14 protein-coding genes are annotated in these 15,227 nt (G+C 66.9%); 11 read left to right on the plus strand and 3 right to left on the minus strand.

Features of this window, described 5'->3' with window-relative positions; all coding sequences use genetic code 11:
* Window positions 1–24: 24 nt before the first annotated feature.
* Window positions 25–351 carry a thioredoxin TrxA gene (gene trxA, locus AC6CR5_RS00190; RefSeq protein ID WP_006387817.1) on the minus strand — a complete coding sequence of 109 codons (327 nt, stop codon included), beginning with the start codon at window positions 349–351 and terminating at the stop codon, window positions 25–27.
* 329 nt (window positions 352–680) lie between these two features.
* Between trxA and parE the strand changes: the two genes are divergently transcribed.
* The 5 genes from parE to AC6CR5_RS00215 all read left to right on the plus strand — a co-directional run bounded on the left by parE (window position 681) and on the right by AC6CR5_RS00215 (window position 7,628).
* On the plus strand, window positions 681–2,642 hold the full coding sequence (parE, locus tag AC6CR5_RS00195) for a DNA topoisomerase IV subunit B (protein ID WP_026383474.1): 1,962 nt from the start codon (window positions 681–683) through the stop codon (window positions 2,640–2,642).
* Entirely contained in the window at window positions 2,642–3,253 is a 612-nt protein-coding gene (locus AC6CR5_RS00200) for a YcxB family protein (RefSeq protein WP_020926907.1), read from the plus strand. The genes parE and AC6CR5_RS00200 overlap by 1 nt, the downstream gene beginning before the upstream one ends.
* Before the next feature lie 35 nt (window positions 3,254–3,288).
* Window positions 3,289–5,610 carry a DNA topoisomerase IV subunit A gene (parC, locus tag AC6CR5_RS00205; RefSeq protein WP_498085141.1) on the plus strand — a complete coding sequence of 774 codons (2,322 nt, stop codon included), beginning with the start codon at window positions 3,289–3,291 and terminating at the stop codon, window positions 5,608–5,610.
* Window positions 5,611–5,745: 135 nt separating this feature from the next.
* On the plus strand, window positions 5,746–6,369 hold the full coding sequence (locus AC6CR5_RS00210; protein ID WP_238920865.1) for a TetR/AcrR family transcriptional regulator: 624 nt from the start codon (window positions 5,746–5,748) through the stop codon (window positions 6,367–6,369).
* On the plus strand, window positions 6,366–7,628 hold the full coding sequence (locus tag AC6CR5_RS00215; RefSeq protein WP_498085142.1) for a DUF418 domain-containing protein: 1,263 nt from the start codon (window positions 6,366–6,368) through the stop codon (window positions 7,626–7,628). The genes AC6CR5_RS00210 and AC6CR5_RS00215 overlap by 4 nt, the downstream gene beginning before the upstream one ends.
* A 7-nt stretch (window positions 7,629–7,635) precedes the next feature.
* On the opposite strand, the gene AC6CR5_RS00220 is transcribed toward AC6CR5_RS00215, so the two are convergent.
* A complete protein-coding gene (locus AC6CR5_RS00220) occupies window positions 7,636–8,976 on the minus strand; it encodes an aspartate aminotransferase family protein (RefSeq protein WP_498085143.1) in 1,341 nt (446 codons plus the stop codon).
* 79 nt (window positions 8,977–9,055) lie between these two features.
* Window positions 9,056–10,003, minus strand: a complete 948-nt coding sequence (locus AC6CR5_RS00225; protein WP_498085144.1) for a MurR/RpiR family transcriptional regulator — start codon at window positions 10,001–10,003, stop codon at window positions 9,056–9,058.
* Between the two features lie 249 nt (window positions 10,004–10,252).
* Between AC6CR5_RS00225 and AC6CR5_RS00230 the strand changes: the two genes are divergently transcribed.
* From AC6CR5_RS00230 to AC6CR5_RS00255, 6 genes are all read left to right on the plus strand, one after another.
* Window positions 10,253–10,801, plus strand: a complete 549-nt coding sequence (locus AC6CR5_RS00230) for a MarR family winged helix-turn-helix transcriptional regulator (protein WP_241059934.1) — start codon at window positions 10,253–10,255, stop codon at window positions 10,799–10,801.
* A complete protein-coding gene (ectA, locus tag AC6CR5_RS00235) occupies window positions 10,798–11,358 on the plus strand; it encodes a diaminobutyrate acetyltransferase (RefSeq protein ID WP_045953051.1) in 561 nt (186 codons plus the stop codon). The genes AC6CR5_RS00230 and ectA overlap by 4 nt, the downstream gene beginning before the upstream one ends.
* Before the next feature lie 120 nt (window positions 11,359–11,478).
* Window positions 11,479–12,786, plus strand: coding sequence for a diaminobutyrate--2-oxoglutarate transaminase (ectB, locus tag AC6CR5_RS00240; protein WP_054503936.1), 1,308 nt, complete (start codon window positions 11,479–11,481; stop codon window positions 12,784–12,786).
* Complete coding sequence (locus AC6CR5_RS00245; RefSeq protein WP_006387829.1) at window positions 12,783–13,187, plus strand: ectoine synthase; 405 nt, start codon at window positions 12,783–12,785, stop codon at window positions 13,185–13,187. The genes ectB and AC6CR5_RS00245 overlap by 4 nt, the downstream gene beginning before the upstream one ends.
* Window positions 13,188–13,202: 15 nt before the next feature.
* Complete coding sequence (gene thpD / locus AC6CR5_RS00250; protein ID WP_020926915.1) at window positions 13,203–14,129, plus strand: ectoine hydroxylase; 927 nt, start codon at window positions 13,203–13,205, stop codon at window positions 14,127–14,129.
* Window positions 14,130–14,347: 218 nt separating this feature from the next.
* Window positions 14,348–15,220: an MOSC domain-containing protein gene (locus AC6CR5_RS00255; protein ID WP_498085145.1), complete on the plus strand. Its 873-nt coding sequence runs from the start codon at window positions 14,348–14,350 to the stop codon at window positions 15,218–15,220.
* The last annotated feature ends 7 nt before the right edge of the window (window positions 15,221–15,227 follow it).

A 15,227-nucleotide genomic window follows, 5' to 3' on the forward strand; every position in this document is an offset into this window, starting at 1 on the left:
GCGCGTTCGTTCACAGCACGCAGTTTACAACGCGCCGTCCAGGAATGCCGTAAGTTGCGACTTCGACAGCGCGCCAACCTTGGTGGCGGCAGCCTGGCCGTCTTTAAAGAGCATGAGGGTGGGGATGCCACGGATGCCGTACTTGGCGGCGGTGCCCTGGTTCTCGTCCACGTTGAGCTTGGCGATCGTCAGGCGACCGGCGTATTCGGTGGCGACTTCTTCCAGGATCGGGGCGATCATCTTGCAGGGGCCACACCAGGCAGCCCAGTAGTCCACCAGCACCGGCTGGCCGGATTTCAACACATCGGCATCGAAGCTGGCGTCACTGACGTTCTTGATTTGGTCGCTCATGATGGTGTTTCTCGGTTCGGCAGCAAAAGGCGCGTAAAAAGGGACGCGCCTTGCCGTTGTTCTTGTTTGTGGAATGGATTAAAGCATACCACTGTCAATAACAACAGGCATACCACTGTTTATAACAACAGTATTCACCGCTTTTGTGTAGGATATCGCGGCGCAGTTATCGCGATCCGGCGCATTGAACCCGGATCCGCTGGCTGTGTCTCTATCGTCATCCTACCGAATTCGGAGCTGGTCAGGTCGTGCGCATCCCACCCGGAGCCGCGCAGAATCTGGGCTTATCCGTAAAATGTCGGTTTTTTTCCACAGATGTTGGGGATAACTTGGCCACTCCACGTTACAACGAGGCGTCCATCCGCGTCCTGAAAGGGCTGGAGCCCGTGCGGCAGCGCCCGGGCATGTACACCCGCACCGAAAACCCCCTGCACATCGTGCAGGAAGTCATAGACAACGCCGCGGACGAGGCCCTGGCCGGCCACGGCAAGCAGATCCTGGTTACGCTGCACATCGATGGCAGCGTCTCCGTCGAGGACGACGGCCGCGGCATTCCCGTCGGCCTGCACCCCGAGGAAAACGCCCCCGTGGTCGAGCTGGTCTTCACCCGGCTGCACGCGGGCGGCAAGTTCGACAAGGCTGGCGGCGGCGCCTACGCCTTTTCCGGCGGCCTGCACGGCGTCGGCGTGTCCGTCACCAACGCCCTGGCCACCCGCCTCGAAGTGGTGGTGTGGCGCGATGGCGCTGTCAACCGGCTGGTGTTCAAGGGCGGCGACGTTGCCGAACCGCTGGCGCCCTACGACCAAGGCGGCCGCAAGAAATCCGGCACCCGCGTGCGGGTCTGGCCCGACGCCAAATATTTCGACAGCCCCAATATCCCGCTGGGCGAGCTGACCCACCTGCTGCGCAGCAAGGCCGTGCTGCTGCCGGGCGTGAAGGTCTCGTTGGTCAACGAAAAGACCGGCGACACCAAGACCTGGCAGTACCAGGACGGCCTGCGCGGCTACCTGTCCGAGGCGCTGGCGGGCGCCGAGCTGATGGTGCCGTTCTTCGAGGGCCAGCAGTACGCCGGCGCCGACCACGAAACCTTCGCCGAAGGCGAGGGCGCCCAATGGGTGGTGGCCTGGACCGAAGACGGCAACGCGGTGCGCGAGTCGTACGTCAACCTGATCCCGACGCCGGCCGGCGGCACCCACGAGTCGGGCCTGCGCGAAGGCCTGTTCGGCGCGGTCAAGGGCTTTGCCGAGCTGCACAGCCTGCTGCCCAAGGGCGTCAAGCTGCTGCCCGAGGACGTGTTCGCGCGCGCCAGTTTCGTGCTGTCTGCCAAGGTGCTGGACCCGCAATTCCAGGGCCAGATCAAGGAACGCCTGAACAGCCGCGACGCCGTGCGCCTGGTGGGCGGGTTCGCCAAGAGCGCGCTCGACCTGTGGCTGCACAGCAATGTCGAATACGGCAAGAAGCTTGCCGAACTCGCCATCCGCCAGGCGCAGGCGCGCCAGCGTTCGGCGCAGAAGGTCGAAAAGCGCAAGAGTTCCGGCGTGGCGGTGCTGCCCGGCAAGCTGACCGACTGCGAATCCAGCGATGCCACCCGCACCGAGGTTTTCCTGGTCGAGGGCGATTCGGCCGGCGGCTCGGCCAAGATGGGCCGCGACAAGGAATTCCAGGCCATCCTGCCGCTGCGCGGCAAAGTGCTCAATTCCTGGGAAGTCGACCGCGACCGCCTGTTCGCCAACAACGAAATCCACGACATCTCGGTCGCCATCGGCGTCGATCCGCACGGCCCGGGCGACACCCCCGACCTGTCGGGGCTGCGCTACGGCCGCATCTGCATCCTGTCCGATGCCGACGTCGACGGTTCGCACATCCAGGTGCTGCTGCTGACGCTGTTCTACAAGCACTTTCCCAAGCTGGTCGAGGCCGGCCACGTCTACGTCGCCAAGCCGCCCCTGTTCCGCCTGGACGTGCCGGCGCAGGGCAAGCGCCCGGCGCGCAAGATCTACTGCCTTGACGAAGGCGAGCTGGAAGCCGCGCAGGACAAGCTGCGCAAGGAAGGCTCGCGTGAAAGCAGCTGGGCGGTCAGCCGCTTCAAGGGCCTGGGCGAAATGAATCCCGAGCAGCTGTGGGAAACCACCATGAATCCGGACACGCGCCGGCTGCTGCCGGTGGGCTATGGCGACCAGACCCCCGAAGACACCACCCGCATGTTCGACATGCTGATGGGCAAGGGCGAGTCCTCGCAGCGCCGCGCCTGGATCGAAGAGAAGGGCAACCTGGCGGAGCTGGACATCTGATGTCGTTGCCCTCGTCCCCGCCGCCGTCCGCCGCCATGGCGGTCGACCTGACCGCCGACGACTACGCCGAATTCGCGGCCTATGTGTACAAGCGGCCCGAATTGCGCCGCCGCCGCTACCTGTCGCACCTGCGTTTCGCGGTGTTGATGGTGGTGGTCCTGCTGGGCTACCTGGTCTGGCAGACCTGGGACGGGCATGGCCCGAACTGGGGCCTGCTGCTGCCGGTGTACTTCGAGGGGCTGGCGGTCGGCCTGGGCATCCTGGCGCTGCTGGCGCTGGCCTACGAGTTCGTGCTGCCGGGACTGGTGCGCATGAACACGCGCCGCATGCTGGCCAAGCGGCCGGACGGGATGTTCCTGGGACGTCACCAGCTGGTCTTCGGCGCCGACGGCATCGAGGACAGCATCGCCGACGCCTCGGGGCGCATCGACTGGGTCGACGTGCGGCGGGTCGAGGAAACGCCGCAGCATCTGTATGTCATCCTGGGGACGCTGCAGGGCGTGATCATTCCCAAGCGCGGGCAGGACGCCGCCACGCTGGACGCGGTGCGGGCCCAATTGCGCGAGCACGTGGCCGACTCCCAGCTGCTGGGCGCCGCGCGTTCCCAATGACGCCGTTTCAATGAATTTGTCTACCTGAAACCATCATGACCGACAGCAATCAACAAGGTTTGTTCGACGCCGCGCCCGACGAGGGCGGCGACGCCGCCATCACCCTGGCGCGCTATGCCGAACAGGCCTATCTGGACTATGCAGTGTCCGTGGTGCGGGGCCGGGCCCTGCCCGACGTCGGCGACGGGCAGAAGCCCGTGCAGCGCCGTATCCTGTTCGCCATGCAGGCCATGGGCCTTGCGGCCGGCGCCAAGCCGGTCAAGTCCGCGCGCGTCGTCGGCGACGTGCTGGGCAAATACCACCCGCACGGCGACCAGGCGGCCTATGACGCCATGGTGCGCATGGCGCAGGACTTCTCCCTGCGCTATCCGCTGATCGACGGCCAGGGCAACTTCGGTTCGCGCGACGGCGACAACGCCGCGGCGATGCGCTACACGGAAGCGCGCCTGACGCCGATCGCCAAGCTGCTGCTGGACGAACTGGACGAGGGCACGGTCGATTTCGTGCCCAACTACGACGGCAGCCAGCAAGAGCCGCAGATGCTGCCGGCGCGCCTGCCGGTGATGTTGCTGAACGGCGCTTCCGGCATCGCGGTCGGCATGGCCACCGAAATCCCGCCGCACAACCTGCGCGAAGTGGCGCAGGCCTGCGTGGCGCTGATCAAGCAGCCGCAACTGCCGGACGCCGAGCTGTTCGGCATGATCCCCGGCCCGGACTTCGCTGGCGGCGGCCAGATCATCACGCCGGCCGCCGACATCGCGCAGATCTACGCCGGCGGGCGCGGCTCGCTCAAGGTGCGGGCGCGCTGGCAGTTCGAGGAAATGGCGCGCGGCCAGTGGCAGCTGGTGGTCACCGAGCTGCCGCCCGGCACCTCGTGCCAGAAGGTGCTCGAAGAAATCGAGGAAATCACCAACCCCAAGGTCAAGAGCGGCAAGAAGAGCCTGACGCCCGAGCAGACGCAGGCCAAGGCCGTGATGCTGAACCTGCTGGACGCGGTGCGCGACGAATCCGGCAAGGACGCCGCCGTGCGCCTGGTGTTCGAACCCAAGACCTCGCGCGTCGACCGCGACGAGTTCGTCAACACCCTGCTGGCGCAGACCAGCATGGAAAGCAGCGCCTCGGTCAACCTGGTCTGCATTGGCACCGACGGCCGTCCGCGCCAGAAGGGCCTGCGCGACATCCTGACCGAATGGCTGGCGTTCCGCACCAATACCGTGCTGCGCCGCACCCGCTTCCGTCTGGACAAGGTCATCGACCGCATCCACGTGCTGGAAGGCCGCATGGTGGTCTACCTGAACGTGGACGAAGTGATCCAGACCATCCGCGAATCGGACGAGCCGCGGGCGGCATTGATGGAGCGCTTCAACCTGTCCGACCGGCAGGCCGAGGACATCCTGGAAATGCGCCTGCGCCAGCTGGCGCGCCTGGAAGGCTTCAAGATCGAGCAGGAGCTCGAGGACAAGCGCAAGGAGCAGGTCGCGCTGCAGGAACTGCTGGACAATCCCAACACCCTCAAGCGCTTGCTCATCAAGGAAATCGAGGCCGACGCCAAGCAATATGGCGACGACCGCCGCACCCTGATCGAGACCGCCGAGCGCGCCGTGCTCGAAACCAAGGTGCTGGACGAACCGGTCACCGTGATCGTGTCGCAGAAGGGCTGGCTGCGCGCCCGCCAGGGCCACGGCCACGATGCCTCGCAGTTCGGCTTCAAGCAGGGCGACGATCTCTATGGCGCCTTTGAATGCCGCACCACCGACACGCTGATCGCCATGGGCGACAACGGCCGTGTCTACTCGGTGCCGGTGGCCGGGCTGCCTTCGGCGCGCGGCGACGGCCAGCCGGTCACCACCATGATCGACCTGGAAAGCGGCACCCGCATCGTCCACACCATCGCGGCGGCGGCCGACAGCCGCTGGCTGCTGGCCACACGCGGCGGCTATGGCTTTGCCGCCAAGCTGTCGGACATGACCAGCCGCCAGCGCGCGGGCAAGCAGTTCATCACGCTGGAGGCGGGCGACGAACTGCTGCGTCCGGTGCCGCTGTTCGAGGGCGCCACGCAACTGGCGCTGCTGTCGCAGAAGGGCAAGTTCCTGGTGTTCGGGCTGGACGAAGTCAAGTCGCTGTCCGGCGGCGGGCGTGGCACCATCCTGATGGGGCTGGACGGCGCCGACAAGCTGGACCAGACCGTGCCGATCGGCGCGCTCGGCCTGCGCGCGGCGGGCATCTACCGCAACAAGCACACCGAGGACATCCTGGCGGGCGCGGCGCTGGCCGAGTACGTCGGCAAGCGCGCCCGCAAGGGACGGGCGCTGGATGTGCGGCCCAAGCAGCCGCTGCTGTCGCCGGTGCTGGGCTGACCTGCCGGCGGGCGCGGCCATCAACGGCGGACCCTCGGGTCCGCCGTTTTTTCATCCCTTGGCTTGACCGTCGCCCGTGGCGTGATATTTAATAGATAGATCAATCAGTCTATTAAATAATTCTCCGTCAGCCGCATGCGCAAGATCGATCCCGCCCGGCAACTGGAGCGGCGCCGCCAGATACTGGCCGCGGCCGCCGAGTGCTTCGCGGAAAATGGTTTCCACGCCACCTCGACCGCGCAGATCTGCGCACGCGCCGGGATGAGTCCCGGCAACCTGTTCCACTACTACGCCAGCAAGGCCGAGATCATCGAGGCGCTGATCGCCTCGGATACCGACACATTGCGCGAACGCCGGCAGGCGGATCCTCCGGCGGCCGACGCGCGTGCCGCCTTGATCGGCTGGATCGACGAGAACCTGGCGCAGTACCGTGATCCGGGCTTTGCCCGTCTGGGCATGGAGATCCTGGCGGAGGCGGTGCGCAATCCTCGGGTGCACGCGCTGGTCATGGCCAACGAGGACGAACGCAAGGCGTCGCTTTCGGCGCTGCTGGCGGCCGTGTGGCGCAACCTGCCGCAAACCGCCATGCCGCGGCCGGTGGCGGAAATGACCGACATGCTGTTGCTGCTGTTGGATGGGATCTACAGCCGGTCCGTGGTCGATCCGCAATTCGACGCGGCGGCGGGCGGCCGCTTGCTTGACGCGGCGTTGCAGGGGTGCCTGCCGCCGGCGCCGGGCGCGGCGGGAGAACGGCCATGAGCGCCGTCCACGGCAGCATCGCCAATGGCGCCACCGGCGGCGTCGCGATGGCGCCGCCGCGGCTGGCGCAGGTCGATGCTTTGCGCGGCTTCGCCTTGCTTGGCATCCTGGTCGTCAACATCGGCGTATTCGCCTCGCCGTTCTATGCCAACGGCATCGCCGATCCGGCGTTTTCGAGCCGGGCGGACCTGGCCGTGCGGTGGCTGGTGGCGTGGCTGTTCGAAACCAAGTTCTACCTGCTGTTCTCGTTCCTGTTCGGCTATAGCTTCACCTTGCAGATGGCCGCCGCCGAGCGCGGCGGCGCGGCCTTCGCGCCGCGCTTCCTGCGCCGCCTGGCAGGGCTGGCGGCGTTGGGCCTGGCGCACGCCGTGCTGTTCTACCAGGGCGACATCCTGTTGACCTACGCGCTGCTGGGGCTCGCCCTGATGGCCGTTCGCGGCATGGCGCCGGGCCGCGCCTTGCGCTTGGCGTTGTGGCTGATCGGGCTGGTGTCGCTGGCCTGGGCGCTATTGGCCGGCCTTAGCCTGCTGGACCCCGCCGGCACCGAAGCCCTGAGCCGTTCTGGCGCCGCCGCCTACGTGGCCGACGCGCAGGCGGCGCTGGCGGCCTACCGCGGCACCATCGGCACCACTATCGCGCGGCACTGGTACGAACTGACCTCCAGTATCTGGGGTGTCATCCTGCTGGTGCAGGGCCCCTTCGTTTTCGCGATGTTCCTGGTCGGATATGCCCTGGGGCGCCGGCAGGCGCTGGCCGATCCATGGCGCCAGCCGCGCGTGCTGTGGCTGCTGTGCGCGCTGGGGGCCTTGCCCGGACTGGCGGGATCCGCCGCCTATGCGACCAGCGCGCTGCCTGCGATGAGCGCCCTGTGGGAGACGCCGGGCCTGGCGATGGATCTGTTCACCGCGCCGTTGCTGAGCATGTCATACGCCGCCGCCTTCCTGCTGGCGATGCGCACGCGGCCGGGAGCCTGGCTGGCGCGCTGCCTGGCGCCGGCGGGCCGCATGGCGCTGACCAATTACCTGATGCAATCGTTGCTTTGCGCCTTGATCTTCAAGGCGTGGGGGCTGCGGCTGTCGGGCAGTGTTTCGCCCGGGGCGGGAGTGCTGATAGCGGTGGCCATCTTCGTGGCGCAGTTGCCGCTGTCGGCATGGTGGCTGCGCCGCCATGCCTACGGCCCGGTCGAGTGGCTGCTGCGCGCGTTGACCATCGGCGCCTGGCCCGCCTGGCGCCGCGTGGCGGCGGAACAGGGAAGCTAGCGCGGCGTCAGGCGCCGCCGCCAGCGATGGCGGCGTCGATGGCGCCGGCCAGGCGCTCGGTCAGTTGGTCCAGTTCGTCGTCGGAGATGATGAAGGGCGGGGCCAGCAGCACGTGGTCGCCGTGGCGGCCGTCGATGGTGCCGCCCATCGGATAGACCATCAGGCCGCGCGCCATGGCTTCGCGCTTGATGCGCGCATGCAGCGACAGCGCCGGATCGAAGGTCGCCTTGCTGGCGCGGTCGCGCACCAGCTCCACGCCCATGAACAGGCCGCGGCCGCGGATGTCGCCGACGTGCGGGTGCTCGCCCAGGGCTTGCTGCAAGCGCTGGCGCAAGCCGTCGCCCTGGGTGCGCACGCGCGCCAGCAGATGGTCGCGTTTGATCACCTCCTGTACCGCCAACGAGGCCGCGCACGCGGTGGCGTGGCCCAGGTAGGTGTGACCGTGCTGGAAGAAGCCGCTGCCTTGCTGCATCGCCTGCACGATGCGCTCTTGCGCCATGACCGCGCCGATCGGCTGGTAGCCGCCGCCCAGGCCCTTGGCGATGGTGATCAGGTCGGGCGTGATGCCTTCCTGCTCGACCGCGTAGAGCGTGCCGGTGCGACCCATGCCGCACATCACCTCGTCGGCGATCAACAGCACGCCATGGCGATCGCAGACTTCGCGGATGCGGCGGAAGTAGCCCGACACCGCGGTCACCGCGCCCGAGGTCGCGCCCACCACCGGCTCGGCGACGAAGGCCATCACGCTGTCGGGGCCGAGGCGCTGAAAGGTCTGCTCCAATTCCTGCGCCAGGCGTTCGGCGTACTGATCGTCGGTTTCGCCGTCGTGGCGGTCGCGATAGGCGTAGCAGGGCGCAACGTGGGCCACGTCGATCAGCAATGGCGCGAACTGCGCCCGGCGCCAGGCGTTGCCGCCAACCGCCAGCGCGCCCAGCGTGTTGCCGTGATAGCTCTGGCGCCGCGCGACGATATGGCGGCGCTGCGGCTGGCCGATCTCGACGTAGTACTGGCGCGCCATCTTCAGCGCGGCCTCGATGGCTTCCGAGCCGCCAGAGACGAAGTAGGCGTGCGAGGTGCCGGCGGGCGCGTCCGCGACCAGTGTCGCCGCCAGCCTTTCGGCCACCTCGGTGGTGAAGAAGCTGGTGTGGGCGTAGGCCAGCGCGTCGATCTGCGCATGCATCGCGGCCTGCACGTCGGGATGGTTGTGGCCCAGGCACGAGACCGCCGCGCCGCCGGAGCCATCCAGGTAGGCGCGGCCCTGCTGGTCATAGAGCCACACGCCCTGGCCGCGGACCGCGACCGGGGGCGTGCTGCGCAGGGAACGATGAAGGACTCGGGTGCTGGTCATGGCGAGGGACTCCGGGACGGGAACGTTGGCAAGGGGCGTGAAATGTCGGGGCTGGCGTGAGCGCGGGGCGCGGGCGCGTTCAATCAGGGACCGGAGCGCGGTCGCGGCCGCCCCGCGGCGCCGGCTCCTGCCAATAGGCGCCTTCGTCCCGCAATCGTGTTTCGATCTCGGTCAGTCGTTGCAGCACCTCGTCGCCGCCACGGGCCGCGAGCCGCGCGATCAGGTGCTCGGCCAGGCCCAGCAGGCCCGCGGTGCTGTGGAAGAACGAGGCGGGGCCGCGCGGCGCCGATGCGTCCGCGCCGGCCTCGGCGGGGCGGGCAAAATGCAATACATGGCGAGCGGCCCGGGCCACTGGGCTGGTGGGGCTGTCGGTCAGCGCCAGCACGGTGACACCGCGGGCGGCGATCTGGGCCGTCAGGCGCACGGTGGCGCTGGGGTAGGGGGCTTGCGACACCACTACCAGCGCATCGCCCGCCTGCAGGCTGTCGGCATCTTCGGCCGACGCGCCGCCCAGGCCATCGATCAGGATGCCGTTGCGGCGCAGCAGGTGGTAGGCATAGCGCATCTGGAAGGCGATGCCGAAAGCGGAGCGCGTGCCCAGGAAGCCGACCTGGCGGGCCCGCAGCATGGTGTCGACGGCGGCGTCCAAAGCGGCGGCGTCGTTGACCTGCCGGATCGAGGCCAGGGCCGCTGTCTGCCATTGCGTCAGCGCGTCCTGCCCGGGGCCGCCGGACCGCCGGGCGTGCGAGACTTGCAGGCGCGCCGCGCGCTCGCGCAGACCATCCTCGGCGGCGCCGGCCAGCGCGCGCTGGAACGGGGCGCGGAAGGCCTCATAGCTGTCGTGGCCCGCGGCGCGCGCCAGCCGCAGCATGGTGGCGGGCGATACGCCCACCGCCTGCGCCTGCCGCCGCATCGACCAAAGCCCCACTTCGGCGGGGTTGGCCAGCACCCATTGGGCGGCGCGCTGCAGCTCGGCGGGCAGCGTGGCGCTGAGGTGGCGCAGATGGTCTTGCAGAGGCGCGATCATGGCAGCAGGGAAGGAGAGATAAAACAAATGCTACATCCGTCTTGGCAAAAAGAAAAACAGATGTTTTATTTGCGGAATGTAGAACAACTCTGGCAAATCGTAACGCCGGCGTTTCCCTGGAACGCCCCCGGCGACTTGACGGCGGATTGCGCGGAAATGATTACAAAATGAGGGTCAATCCGGTTTGACACGGGGATGGGTCACCCATATCATTCGTATAGAAATCAATTTAGCTGAACTAATTCAGTCATGAATAAACAGACCGTAACCGACGCCGCGCAGCAATACGACCTGCGCATCCTGCGGGCGCTGCGCCGGATCACGCGATCCATTGCGTTGCATTCGCGCCAGCTGTCCGCGGTGAGCCACATTACCGCGCCGCAGCTGATGTGCCTGCGCACGGTCATTGCGAACGGGCCGCTGACGGCCACGGCGATCAGCCGCGAGATCCACGTCAGCCCCAGCACGGTCGTCGGCATTCTCGACCGCCTGGAAGACAAGGGCCTGATCCGCCGCGAACGCGGCCGCGAAGATCGCCGCATCGTCTTCGTGACGGCCACCGATGCCGGCCGCGAAGTCGCGCAGCAGGCGCCGTCGCCGCTGCAGAAGCACCTGGCCGACGCGCTCAACGCGTTGCCGGAGCTGGAGCAGGCCACCATCACCCTGTCGCTCGAGCGCATCGTCGCGCTCATGGAAGAAGAGAGCGGGGTGGCGACGGAAACCCAGGGCGATGTCTCGTCGCCCATCCTCGAGGTGCCCACGGGTGGCGCGCCTCCCGAATCAGGATTGGTTGTATGAGAGCAAACGAACTGAACGACCCTACGACCTCAAGTGCCGTGGCGCCGGCGGCGGGCAACAAAACGCATCTGTTGCGTGAGCCCCGCCGCAAGGACGGCGCCGCGATCCACCAGCTCATTTCCGAGTGCCCGCCACTCGACCTCAATTCCCTATACGCGTACCTGCTCCTGTGCGAGCACAACCGCGGCACCTGCGTCCTGGCCGAAAGCGCCGGAGGACGCATCGATGGATTTATCTCCGCTTACGTGCTTGCCGACAGGCCCGACGTGTTGTTCGTCTGGCAGGTCGCCGTGCACACCCGCGCACGCGGCCAACGGTTAGGCCGCGCCATGCTCCGGGCGCTCTTGCAACGCGAGGGGCTCGTGCATGTTCGTCATCTTGAAACCACGGTGGCGCCTGACAACCAGGCCTCGCGCCGCACCTTCGCCGGCCTGGCCAGCGAGCTGGGCGCCCACGTCTCCGAGCAGCCGTTCTTCGATCGGCAGCTTTTCGGCGGCGCGGACCATGACGACGAGATGTTGTTGAGGATAGGCCCGTTCACCCTGCCCGCCCCCTAGGCGGCAACGCGGTCCTGTCGAAAACCGGGATGGCTTTGACGCATCCGGCTGCGCCCGGCGCGCATGCGGAAGGGATCTGGCCGTCTGTCAACTTATGAGATGAAAGGGAGGATTAATCACATGGACTTGAAAATCTTTGACCGGATGGAGTCGGAAGTACGAGGCTATATCCGGTCGTTTCCCGTGATCTTCAGCCAGGCCAGGGGTTCGACGCTGGTGGATGAGGACGGTGGCGAGTACATCGATTTCTTCAGCGGCGCAGGCACGTTGAACTACGGTCACAACAATCCCATCTTCAAGGAAAAGCTGCTCGAGTACGTGCAGGCGGACGGCGTGGTGCATGGCCTGGACATGGCCACCAGCGCTAAGAAAAGCTTCCTCGAGGCGGTCGATCGCGTGCTGCTCAAGCCGCGCAACTGGCAATACACCCTGCAGTTCACCGGCCCCACCGGCACCAATGCGGTCGAGGCGGCGCTCAAGATCGCGCGCCAGGTGAAGGGGCGTCCCAATGTGATCTCCTTCACGCACGGCTTTCACGGCGTCAGCGGCGGCTCGCTGGCGGTCACCGCCAACATGAAGTTCCGCGACGCCTCCGGCTACCCGCTGGCCAACACCACTTTCATGCCCTATGACGGCTACTTCGGCCCGGACGTGGACACCATGGCCTACCTGGAGCGCATGCTGGAAGATCCCAGTAGCGGCATGGACAAGCCCGCCGCCGTCATCGTCGAGACGGTGCAGGGCGAGGGCGGCGTCAATGTCGCCACCCTGCGCTGGCTCAAGGAACTGGACAAACTCTGCAAGCGCCACGACATGCTGCTGATCGTGGACGACATCCAGGTCGGCTGCGGCCGCACCGGCACCTTCTTCAGCTTCGAGGCCGCCGGCATCCGCCCGGACATCATCACGCTGTCCAAGTCGCTGTCGGGCTTCGGCCTGCCGATGTCGCTGGTGCTGATGAAGCCCGAGCTGGACGTCTGGAAGCCCGGCGCCCACAGCGGCACTTTCCGTGGCAACAACCTGGCCTTCGTCACCGCCACCCAGGCGCTGGAAACCTATTGGACCAACACCGCGTTCACCGCCGAGATCCAGCGCAAGGAGCGCCTGGTGCGCGACTGGCTGGAAAACCTGGTGCACAGCTATCCCAACGCCGGCCTGTCGGTGCGTGGCCGCGGCCTGATTCAGGGCCTGGTGAGCAACGCCACCCCGGCGCTGTCCAACCGCATCGCCGCCAACGCCTTCAAGCGCGGCGTGGTCATCGAGACCTCGGGCGCGCACGACGAAGTGCTCAAGCTGCTGCCGGCCCTGACCATCGAGGAAGAATTGCTGTCCAAGGGCCTGGAAGTGATCGAGGCCAGCGTGGCCGACGCGCTGGCCGAAGAGGGGCAGTCCGCCCGCATCCTGAAATTTGGAGGAAAACGTCAATGATCGTACGCAATGTCAAAGATGTGATCGGCACCGCCGACGAAGTCCGCACCGATACCTGGGTCAGCCGCCGCGTGCTGCTCAAGAAGGACGGCATGGGCTTTTCCTTCCACGAGACCACCATCTTCCCGGGCGGTCGCACCCACATCCACTACAAGAATCACCTGGAGGCGGTGTGGTGCATCGAGGGCGACGGCTCCATCGAGACGATTGCCGACGGCAAGAAGTATGAACTCGGCCCGGGCGTGGTCTACGCGCTGAACGAGCACGACGAGCATTGGCTGTGCGGCGGCAAGGAGCCGCTGCGCGTCATCTGCGTCTTCAACCCGCCGCTGACCGGCCAGGAAGTGCACGACAAAGAGGGCGTCTACGCCCTGCCTGAAGCCGAAGCCCAAGCGGCCTGATACAAGGAGGTTCGCATGATCTCACCTGCGCAGGATCCGTACGCCTCCCGTACGGATCGAAGTTCCGCCATCATTTCCCGCCAGGATCCGGTGGTCTATGGAGAAGGCAAGTACGCCGACGCCCTGAGCGGCGAGCAGATCGGCAGCTACGAGCGCGATGGTTTCCTGCTGCTGGAGGACGTGTTCTCCGAAGCCGAAGTGCGGGCGCTGTCGGCCGAGGTCGAGCGCATGACGCGCGACCCGTCGATCGTGCGCCGCGAGGAGTCGATCACCGAGCCCGGCAGCAACGCCGTGCGCTCCATTTTCATGGTGCACGTCCTGAACCCCGTGCTGGCGCGCCTGGTGCGCGACCCGCGGCTGGTCAATGTGGCGCGCCAGATCCTGGGGTCCGAGGTCTACATCCACCAGTCCCGCGCCAACATGAAGCCCGGCTTCAAGGGCAAGGAGTTCTACTGGCACTCCGACTTCGAGACCTGGCACGTGGAAGATGGCATGCCGTCGATGCGCGCGCTCAGCTGCTCGGTGCTGCTGACCGAGAACAATGATTGCAACGGCCCGCTGATGCTGGTGCCGGGTTCGCACCGGCAGTTCATCTCGTGCGTCGGCGAAACGCCCAACGACCACTACAAGCAGTCGCTGAAAAAGCAGGAGTACGGCGTGCCGGATCCTGTCAGCCTGCAGTTGCTGGTCGAGCAGGGCGGTATCCGCACGATGACGGCCAAGGCGGGGTCGGTGGTGTTCTTCGATTGCAACACCATGCACGGCTCCAACAGCAACATTTCGCCGTGGCCGCGCGCCAACGTGTTCATGGTCTACAACAGCATGGAAAACACGCTGGAGCCGCCCAAGTACGGCCTGACCCCGCGACCCGAGCACATCGCCACGCGCAAGGCGTTCAAGGCGGTCACGCCGCTCGATACGTTGAAGCTGGTCGGCAGCTAACGCGGCACGTTGTCCGCGGCGGATGCTTGCCGGCGCTGGTCGGGGCGTGGCCTGGCCGGCCGCGCGCGGGGCGACCCATGCCGTTCCCGCTGCGCGCTTTCCCGTGAGGGAAAGAACGCCCGCGCCGCTTGCATGCGCCGCAGCCCAGGCCTTTCGGCCTGGGCTTTTTTTCGTCGTTCCGCTATGCTCTGCCGTCTTTCCCTGCCGGAAGCCGCACCATGTCCGCCCGCATCCTCAGTCTGCATATCTACCCCGTCAAATCCTGTGCCGGTATCGACCTGTCCGAGTCGCCCGTGGACCGCGCCGGGTTGGCCCACGACCGTCGCTGGATGCTGGTGGGGGCGGACGGCCATTTCATGACGCAGCGCCAGTGGGCGGCCATGGCCTTGATCCGCACTGCGCTCACGGCCGACACGCTGCGGCTTTCGGCGCCCGGCATGCCCGACCTGGACGTGCCGCTGGACGGCTCGGCGCTGCAACCCGGCGTCGAAAGCGTGGGCGTCTGGAAGGACACGCTCGACGCGCGCCGCGAAAGCGAGGTCGCGGCGCAGTGGTGTTCGGATTTCCTCAAGACGCATTGCCGCCTGTACAAGGTCGACGCCGGCGCGACGCGGCCCGCCAAGCCGGAATGGGTCGACAAGTGGGCCGAAAGCCATCCAGACCTGGCGCAGACGTTCGGGGGAGATCACTTCTTCGGCTTTGCCGACGGCTTCCCCCTGCTGGTGGCGAACCAGGCATCGCTCGATGACCTGAACGCGCGCCTGCGGGCCAAGGGCGTGGCGCCGGTGCCGATGGATCGGTTCCGGCCCAATATCGTGGTGCAGGGCGAGTGGCAGGCCTTCGAGGAAGACCATACCGCCATGATCACCACGGGCGCGGTCAGCATGGCGTTCGTCAAGCCGTGCACGCGCTGCTCGATTCCCGACATCGACCAGCGCACCGCCGTGCAGCACGACGAGCCGGGCCGCACGCTGGCGGGCTACCGCAACCTGGAGATCGGGGTGGTGTTTGGCCAGAACGCCATCGTCGATGCGCCGGCCGGCGCCCGCCTGAAGGTGGGCGACGCGGTCGACATCGAACTGGATTTCTAGCCCGCCG

The organism is Achromobacter sp. EG18 (genome assembly GCF_059759395.1).

Coding starts and splice junctions, on each gene's coding strand:
- AC6CR5_RS00210 (WP_238920865.1), top strand. CDS start 5,746: ATGCGCAAGATCGATCCCGCCCGGCAACTGGAGCGGCGCCGCCAGATA.
- trxA (WP_006387817.1), bottom strand. CDS start 351: ATGAGCGACCAAATCAAGAACGTCAGTGACGCCAGCTTCGATGCCGAT.
- AC6CR5_RS00220 (WP_498085143.1), bottom strand. CDS start 8,976: ATGACCAGCACCCGAGTCCTTCATCGTTCCCTGCGCAGCACGCCCCCG.
- ectA (WP_045953051.1), top strand. CDS start 10,798: ATGAGAGCAAACGAACTGAACGACCCTACGACCTCAAGTGCCGTGGCG.
- AC6CR5_RS00255 (WP_498085145.1), top strand. CDS start 14,348: ATGTCCGCCCGCATCCTCAGTCTGCATATCTACCCCGTCAAATCCTGT.
- AC6CR5_RS00215 (WP_498085142.1), top strand. CDS start 6,366: ATGAGCGCCGTCCACGGCAGCATCGCCAATGGCGCCACCGGCGGCGTC.
- AC6CR5_RS00230 (WP_241059934.1), top strand. CDS start 10,253: ATGAATAAACAGACCGTAACCGACGCCGCGCAGCAATACGACCTGCGC.
- ectB (WP_054503936.1), top strand. CDS start 11,479: ATGGACTTGAAAATCTTTGACCGGATGGAGTCGGAAGTACGAGGCTAT.
- AC6CR5_RS00225 (WP_498085144.1), bottom strand. CDS start 10,003: ATGATCGCGCCTCTGCAAGACCATCTGCGCCACCTCAGCGCCACGCTG.
- thpD (WP_020926915.1), top strand. CDS start 13,203: ATGATCTCACCTGCGCAGGATCCGTACGCCTCCCGTACGGATCGAAGT.
- parC (WP_498085141.1), top strand. CDS start 3,289: ATGACCGACAGCAATCAACAAGGTTTGTTCGACGCCGCGCCCGACGAG.
- AC6CR5_RS00200 (WP_020926907.1), top strand. CDS start 2,642: ATGTCGTTGCCCTCGTCCCCGCCGCCGTCCGCCGCCATGGCGGTCGAC.
- AC6CR5_RS00245 (WP_006387829.1), top strand. CDS start 12,783: ATGATCGTACGCAATGTCAAAGATGTGATCGGCACCGCCGACGAAGTC.